Genomic DNA, 8,133 nt, shown 5'->3' with positions numbered 1-8,133 from the left:
CTCTTCTTTATTTGAAAAATAGTGATAAATTCCACCGATAGCAATTCCTGATGCCTCACTGATTTGTCTAATTGAAACGATAGAGTTTTCATTTTCTATCATTAATTTTAAAGTATTTTCTAAAATTAATTTTTTTGTATTTATGCATTTAATAATTATAGAGTTTATAGTTATTAAATAATGTAGAAAATGAACGTTTTGCATGTTGAAAATTAATATAGGGAACGAACGTTCTGTTATATAGAATATATTCAACTTGATTCATAGTTTTTGTTCAACAAACAACAAAAATTTTATAAAACAATGAAAAGGAAAAATATATAGTGAGAAAATATTGACTACATAATTATATTAGCAATATTATTCTTAAAATTTCAATAGAATATGGAGAATGAAAATGAAATCTAAAAAGCATTTACTGGTTGTTTTATCAGCATTCTTGATTGTATTCATCACTTCAGCAAGCGCAGTTGATGCAAATGATGCAGATATTGCATCTATTGATGAATCAACTGACATAGTTAATGAAAAACTTGCATTAGATTCAAGTTCAGATACCCTTTCTGTATCTAATGACAGTAATGTTTTAGGAAATGATGAACATATAAACGAAGGAAATGGTGGAACCTTCACCGAACTGCAGGCTAATATTACTCAATCAGCATCCGGTTCAACATTAACATTAACTAAAAATTATGAATATGATGACGGTTTTGCTACAGATGGAATCCTTATTGACAAAACCCTGACAATTGATGGGCAAGGCCATAAAATCGATGCACAGGGAAAATCAAGAATATTCAAAATAACAGCAGAAAATGTAATACTGAAAAATATACATTTCATAAATGGTAACACAACAAATCAAGGCGGTGCGGTTCACTTTGAAAAGTCTGGTACTGTGACCGATTGTAATTTTACAGATAACATGGTGAATGGCGATAATAGGTATGGTGGTGCTATCACAATGAGTTCTGGCAGGATTGAAAAGTGTAACTTCATTAATAACTCTGCGAACATGTATGGTGGTGCAATTTACTTTGAAAATAAAGGTAATCTGTCAAACTGCACTTTTATTGATAATAAGGTAACCAGTGCCAGAGGTTATGGAGGTGCAGTTTACTTTAACACTAATGGAACTGTTGAAAACTGTACTTTTACAGGTAACCGAGTAATAGGAGCCACAAGTAGAGGTGGTGCCATAAGGATGGACTCCGGTAATGTGACAAATTGTAATTTTACCAATAACTCTGCAACATACGGTGGAGGAGCCATTTTCTTTAGTAGCACTAAGTATTCAGGAAAAGTTGAAAACTGTAATTTTAATAGCAATTCCGGTCGTTTAAAGGGCGGTGCCATTTATTTCTCCTCAACTACCAGTCCCAGTACTGCAATAAATTGTAATTTTACCAATAACACGGCGAATGATTCTAATGGTAATGGTGGTGCAATCAACATGTATTCAGGCAGTGTTGAAAATTGCAATTTCAATAGTAACACTGCAGGTTTAAGAGGAGGTGCGATTTACTTTGATCGTGCAGGCAATGTGACAAATTGTAATTTTACCAATAACAAAGCAACCCATTCCACTTGTAAAGGAGGTGCGGTTTACTTCTATAATCGAGGAAATGTAGCAAATTGTAATTTCACTGATAACTCTGCAACAAACCTTGGTGGTGCAATTTACTTTGAAACTGCAGGCACTGTAGCAAATTGTAATTTTACCGGCAATAATGCAACTTCAGGTTCTGCAATTTACTTCTTTGGTACTTCAGCCATTAAAGCTATTTACAATTCTACTTTCTTAAATAATAGAGCAAACTCAGAAGATTTGGAAGTAATAATAAATGAAAACAACATTACAATTACTTTCACAGGCAAAGATAACCTTTTAAATGCAATCTATTCCAGAAATAATGCTGAAGTTATATTCACTAATGTGACCTATTGGAGTGCAAATGGAATCACAAACACAGGCAGTTTACCTGCAACTCCATCCAGATCCTTTAAGGAAGCTGGCCAAAATATCACTGTCAATGTAGTTGTTAATGATGAAATTGTTTTAAGTGATGTTAAAGTCACTGATAAGAACGGTATGACCATTCTGAACATAAGTGTTGGTGACAATTATTTCATTGGCGTTCGCCATGATGCAGATTCTTACTACATTGAAGCGGTAAAAACAATCTCAAACAACACTAAATTCAATGTGAATATCATATCCCAGACAACCGACAGCAGAGCAGTGAACATCACTGCAAAATCCAACATTCCAAATGAAGTCATAAATGGCAAATTATTATTCATTATCACAAACAGTGCCCCTCTTGTTGCAAATTATGCAGGCAATGGAACATGGTGGGTTTTACATACATTTGATAATTGTGGTGAATTTGAAGTCAATGCATCATTTGAGGGATTGGATAATGTAACAATCAGCAATGCAACTATAACTCTCAATAAGATTGAAACAAAATTATTCACTAATCCGGTAACTACTACTTATAATGTTAACAAGTATCTGATAATCACATTAAATGATGTTTACGGTAACCCGTTAAGCAGTGAGGGAATAACTGTTGACTTGGGCAGTGTTAAAACATACATCACAGATAAAAACGGTCAAATCAGAATACCAACAAAACCATTGGCTGCCAAAACATATACTGCTAAAATAACATTCAACGGCAATGATTTTTATCTAAAATCATCTAATGCTATTAAGGTAACTGTTAACAAGGCTGCAAATCCTTTAAAAATCAAAGCCAAAGCCATTAAAGTCAAATTTTCTAAACTTAAAAAGAAAACTCTAAAACTTAAAGTGACTAAAGTGGTCAAGTTCACCAAAAAGGGCCAGGGCACCTTAACCTATAAAAAAATCAAAGGAAACAAGAAAATCACCATAAACAAAAAAACCGGAAAAATCACAATAAAAAAAGGACTTAAAAAAGGAACATACAAAGTTAAAATAAAAATCAAAGCAAAAGGTAATGGAAACTACAAAGCATCTGCCTTTAAAAAAATTACCTTCAAAATCAAAGTAAAATAATGTCAATAAGGGATTTAATTCCCTTTAGACTACTTTTTTTAAAATAATTCACAACATTTTTTAATTGTCAGAGATTACTGATTTTGGTATTCGATTACCTGCCAAGTCATATCAAAGTTTTTCTCAAAAATGAAATCAGTATTATCATTTGCAAAAAGTAACCATTCATATTGAATTCCCATAAACAATATAACCAATGATTCGACAATGTTTTCAGTTGAGAAGTCTTGCCTGATTTCATGTTTCCTTTTGCCATCTTCAACAAGATCTGTTAAAAATATTCTAATATCGTTTCCGGTTTGTGAAACTATGCCGTTAACATCATCTTCAGCATAGCCTGCTGCAGTTAAAAGAATTATTACATCCCGATAATTGATTTTTTCATTAATACTTTCAATTTCCACACCCTCTATGAAGTGATGTAAAATATAAAGCAATGTATCATGGATTCTGTTCTTTGAGGAACCTTCAAGGATGATTTCATCAAAATCAATTTTAATATAATCCACCATATACTTTTGCAGAATTGCTTCAAATAGATCAGTTTTATCTGAAAAATGATAATATATACCGCCGGTTGTCAATTTTGTAGCATTTCGAATTTCACTGATTGAAATATCAATTGCACCTTTCTCCAATATTAATTTCAACGTTTTTTCGAGAATCAATTCTTTAGTGTTCATCTAACCACAACATGTTTTTTATTATTAATTATTCTCTGAATCTTATCTTTTCCCATTCTAAATCAAAATTGTCTTCAAAGGCTGAAATCATATCATCAATCCAATATATATCCCATTGATATTGAATTCCCAGGTACATGTTGATTAAGGACTTTACAATGTCTTCTGTTGGGAGGTCTTGCCGGATTTGTCTATTTTCTTGACCTTCATCAATAAGCTCAGTGAAGAATTCTTTCAACTCTTTTATGACATCTTTGCAGATCTCTTGAGAATTTTCATAAGTGAAACCCTTTGAAGTTAAAACATCCCCTATAATCCTGTAATCCACATCATCAATAGTTTCAATTTCTATTCCATTTTGCTTTTGTTTAAACATTTCAGCCATAGCATCATGGATTTTCTCCTTTGAATTACCCTTTATCTCTCGGAGTTTGTCCATGTCGAATTTGATATAATTTATAAAGTATCTTTTAGTAATTTCATCATATATCTCTTCTTTATTTGAAAAATAGTGATAAATTCCACCGATAGTAATTCCAGTAGCGACACTTATTTCTCTAACTGAAACGATGGAATTTTGCTTTTCAATCATTAATTTTAAAGTATTTTCTAAAATTAACTTTTTTGTATTCATACATTGAATAATTTATATTTTATAGTTATTAAATCATATAGAGAACAAACGTTCTGTTGGTCTGAAAATTAATATAGTGAACAAACGTTCTGATATATTGAAAAATTAAAAATAACTTTACAGTTTTTGTTCATTAAACAACAAAAAACTTTATAAAACAATAAAAGGAAAAATATTAACAAGAAAAATATTAGACATCTAAATCAACATTATTTGTTAATATTTTCTTAAAAATTTTATATTTATATGGAGGATTTTAAGGAAAATGAATGAAACTATTAAGCAACACTCATGGATTCCATTAGTATTAGTGGCTTGTGCTTCATTTATTATAACATTGGATGCTACATTCATGAATGTTAGTATTTCTAAGGTTGTAGTTGACCTGCATACTGATGTTAGTACCATTCAATTGATCATGTCCTTTTATACTCTGATTACTGCTGCGTTTATGCTCCTGAGTACAAAACTTCAGGACATAGTCGGTAAAAAGAAACTGTTCATAATCGGTACTATATTATATGGTGTCGGTACATTTACTGCAGCAATAAGTTGGAGTACAGGAGTCTTATTTATTGGATGGGCATTAATTGAAGGTATTGCAGGAGCATTAATGACACCTGCTACTGTTTCCCTTATTAGTGGAATATATCAGGGTGAACAACGTACATTTGCTTTGGCAATTGAAAGTGTAATGGTTTCCATTTCCGCTGCTGTCGGTCCACTCTTCGGAGGGATTATGACAACATTTTTCAGTTGGAGATGGGGATTCGCAGTTGAATTAATATTCGTTATATTTATTTTAATAATGCAAAGTAAAATACCTAATTTCGAACCTACCGAATCCAGAAGCGATTTGGATATTACTGGTGCTATAATTTCATTAATAGGACTTGTATTGTTCGTATGGGGTATTTTAATGCTAACAAAAGATACCTCAACCAGTATAATGGTAATCGTTGCAGGTTTAATTATCTTAGCAGCATTTGCATGGTTTGAAAGCAGAAGAAAAAGCAATGGTAAAGTACCATTACTTGATATGGGATTATTCAAAGACAGAAATTTACGTGTAGGAGCAATCATTAGATTAATTGGTTGTCTTGCAATGGGAGGAGCATTGTTTGCTGTTTCCTTGTTCCTGCAAAGTGTAATGCAATTAAACGCATTAAATACAGGTTTGACCACACTACCGATGACTATAGGTCTGCTTATATTTGCAATAGCAGCTCCAAGTTTATCCACTAAAGTTGGTCATAAGAACTTAATAGCATTAGGATCTTTAATCGCAATCATTGGATGTGTGATTTTAAGCTATCAATTCAGATTGGACACATCAATGTATGATTTAATGCCTGGCTTGTTTGTATTGGGTGCTGGACTTGGTTTCGTAATGTCTTTAAGTACAGATATTTCATTAGCCAATATTCCTAAAGAAAATGAAAACAACGCATCTGGTGTTCTTACAACCACCCAGACATTAGGTGAATCAATGGGTACAGCAATTATTGGTGTAATTTTAATTCTTGGAGTTATGGGAGGTCTTTCCACTGCAATCGACATGTACGCACCTGAACATTCAGGTGATGCACAATTCTTTGATGATGCAGCAAATTACCTCCAAGCAGCAGGTACTGATAATATTACACAAGACAGTACTACTGTAAAAGCTGTAGATACCATTATTCAGGAAGCTATGGGATTCGTAATGATTGTGACAGCTATTCTGCTGGCAATTGTATTTATTGCAACGTTGCGGTTACAACCAAAAAAACAATAAGCGAATAAAAGTTAAATAAGCAATCTTTTGATTGCTTATATTTATTTTAAAAAGTTTTAATCCATAATATGCAAAACACTCCCCCGACCTCTTGGTCGGGGATGTTTAATAATTTTTAGTTAAATTTCCTATTTTTACATGAAACCTCAATAAATAATTTATAGATTAAAAAACAACAAAACCAGGTCTAAAAAATTAAACCCTCATCTACATAACCTACTTAAAATTAGTGAAAAACTAATACAATACTCATTTAAACAAAAAAAACGTCCAATTAAAATCATACTTAAAATTGAAAATACAAAATAAAAAAGCATCAATTTAAGTAAAAATCAACAAAAAGTAACTCATAATGTTAAAAAAAATATAATGAAGTGAAATTTCATAAAATAATCATGAAATATCACCAATCTTATCTTATTCTATTGTAAACAAAAGCACCAACTGTAATAATCACGAATGCAATTATTAGAATTACTGCATTGTCAATGACTTTAATCAAATAACTGCCAGCGGATTTCAAGAAGTCCAAAATTGCTTGAAGTAAGGACAAGAGTTGATTGATTAAATCTGAAAAGAAATCTATTAACTCATACAGCAATCCTAAAAGTTGCTGTAACAGTGAGAACAGCCAGGAAAGAATTCCAGAAATGAAATTCCACAGTGCTCCAAGTAAGTTTAAAAGCTGATCAAGAAGATATGCTAGAAAACTGAAAAGCTGACTTATAGCATCCATTATAAGACCGAAAAAGTTTAAAAGCTGTTGAATAGCACCAATTAACAAATCAAAAAGCTGACCTATAGCTGTCACTAGATAAGCCAATAAATTTAAAAGCTGTTCAGCTGCAGCCAGTAAAAGACCAAATAATTTTAAAAGGCCACCTAGTTCATCCCATATCGATTCAAGCATGCCTAAAAGTTCTTCAATGGCATCAAACAAAGATTGAATATCATTCATAAGGTCTTCAAAGAACTGTATCAATTCTTCCAGAGCATTGACAAACATTAGAAGATAATTTAGTAATGTGTCGATAATAGGTTGCCATGCATCATAAAGTGCATCCAAAATGAAAGCCAAATAATTAAATAAGTCCATTAGGAATGTTGAATTTGTTTCATTATCACTTGGCGGAGTCATATTTGTAATGTTGGTTGTATTGATAACATTTGTTGAATTTGTAATGTTGGTTGTATTGATAACATTTGTTGAATTTGTAGTGTTGGTTGTATTGATAACATTTGTTGTTGGATTTGTTACATTAGTTAGATTATTGGACTGAATTATGTCTTTTTTATCATCCTTGATAGTTTTAAATGATACCTTATATGCAAAATAATCTGATTCGTTACCAGATACAGATTTTAAAACTTCAAAATCAAAAACAGCTTCAGTATGATCATTAATTTTAACGACTTCATGGTCACTTATTTTTTTGTGTGAATCAGCAACCGCTTTACCTACCTTTGTATTGGAAGAACCTTTTTTTACAAAATCAGACATTATTTTTCCAATCTTAGAAGTCGAATTCTGTTTGTAGCATTCAATTATAGCTAGCTTCAGCTTATTTGAATTGCTGATTTTTGATGTAGAGACATGTTTGAATTCATCTCCTGAACTTGCAGGAGATTTTTTATAATCAAGAATAAAACCTCTGAACCCATCGCTAAATTTAATGTTATTTCCCTTTCCTTTAGCTAAAATATAATTATTTTTGGATTTATCGTTCGTTTTATCTTTATCTGTTGTTTTATTATCATCAGATTTATCATCTGTTGAATTGTCCTTGTCAGTTGTCTTATTAGTATCAATTTTGTCCTGATCGGTTGTATTGTTATCATCATTTGTGGCATTGTCCGCCACCACAATACTTAAAAGACAAAAGGAAATTAGTATAACAAGAATTAATGTTACTATTTTTTTATTCATATAATGCCTCTTATGAATAATTATATCATCCATATATATTAAAATTATGGCCATTTTACATAA

6 protein-coding genes are annotated in these 8,133 nt (G+C 31.5%); 2 read left to right on the top strand and 4 right to left on the bottom strand.

All coding sequences use genetic code 11. From position 1 onward, the window contains the following. Nucleotides 1-204, bottom strand: a 204-nt coding sequence (locus IJ258_RS11950; protein WP_366514575.1) for a helix-turn-helix domain-containing protein, incomplete at its 3' end; no start/stop codon positions are given. Nucleotides 205-397: 193 nt separating this feature from the next. Between IJ258_RS11950 and IJ258_RS06835 the strand changes: the two genes are divergently transcribed. Continuing rightward, nucleotides 398-3,049 carry a right-handed parallel beta-helix repeat-containing protein gene (locus IJ258_RS06835; RefSeq protein ID WP_292804843.1) on the top strand — a complete coding sequence of 884 codons (2,652 nt, stop codon included), beginning with the start codon at nucleotides 398-400 and terminating at the stop codon, nucleotides 3,047-3,049. 74 nt (nucleotides 3,050-3,123) lie between these two features. Here IJ258_RS06835 and IJ258_RS06830 read toward each other — a convergent pair whose 3' ends face one another. Together IJ258_RS06830 and IJ258_RS06825 are read right to left on the bottom strand one after the other, a co-directional pair. After that, nucleotides 3,124-3,732, bottom strand: a complete 609-nt coding sequence (locus tag IJ258_RS06830; protein WP_292804840.1) for a TetR/AcrR family transcriptional regulator — start codon at nucleotides 3,730-3,732, stop codon at nucleotides 3,124-3,126. A 28-nt stretch (nucleotides 3,733-3,760) separates the two neighbouring features. Then, nucleotides 3,761-4,366 (bottom strand): TetR/AcrR family transcriptional regulator, encoded by a 606-nt coding sequence (locus IJ258_RS06825; RefSeq protein ID WP_292804837.1) that lies wholly within the window; start codon nucleotides 4,364-4,366, stop codon nucleotides 3,761-3,763. A gap of 352 nt (nucleotides 4,367-4,718) precedes the next feature. On the opposite strand from IJ258_RS06825, the gene IJ258_RS06820 reads away from it, so the two are divergent. Continuing rightward, the gene (locus IJ258_RS06820; RefSeq protein WP_394355655.1) at nucleotides 4,719-6,143 is read left to right on the top strand and encodes an MFS transporter; all 1,425 of its coding nucleotides are present in this window, start codon (nucleotides 4,719-4,721) and stop codon (nucleotides 6,141-6,143) included. 412 nt (nucleotides 6,144-6,555) lie between these two features. Here IJ258_RS06820 and IJ258_RS06815 read toward each other — a convergent pair whose 3' ends face one another. Beyond that, nucleotides 6,556-8,070 carry a hypothetical protein gene (locus IJ258_RS06815; RefSeq protein WP_292804832.1) on the bottom strand — a complete coding sequence of 505 codons (1,515 nt, stop codon included), beginning with the start codon at nucleotides 8,068-8,070 and terminating at the stop codon, nucleotides 6,556-6,558. Nucleotides 8,071-8,133: the final 63 nt, after the last annotated feature.

Origin of the sequence: Methanobrevibacter sp. (assembly GCF_017468685.1) — an archaeon.
Classification (GTDB): Archaea; Methanobacteriota; Methanobacteria; order Methanobacteriales; family Methanobacteriaceae; genus Methanocatella.
The sequence above is the reverse complement of the archived record's forward strand: the minus strand, read 5'-3'. Positions and strand labels throughout refer to the sequence as shown.

Coding starts and splice junctions, on each gene's coding strand:
- IJ258_RS06830 (WP_292804840.1), bottom strand. CDS start 3,732: ATGAACACTAAAGAATTGATTCTCGAAAAAACGTTGAAATTAATATTG.
- IJ258_RS06835 (WP_292804843.1), top strand. CDS start 398: ATGAAATCTAAAAAGCATTTACTGGTTGTTTTATCAGCATTCTTGATT.
- IJ258_RS06815 (WP_292804832.1), bottom strand. CDS start 8,070: ATGAATAAAAAAATAGTAACATTAATTCTTGTTATACTAATTTCCTTT.
- IJ258_RS06820 (WP_394355655.1), top strand. CDS start 4,719: ATGAATGTTAGTATTTCTAAGGTTGTAGTTGACCTGCATACTGATGTT.
- IJ258_RS06825 (WP_292804837.1), bottom strand. CDS start 4,366: ATGAATACAAAAAAGTTAATTTTAGAAAATACTTTAAAATTAATGATT.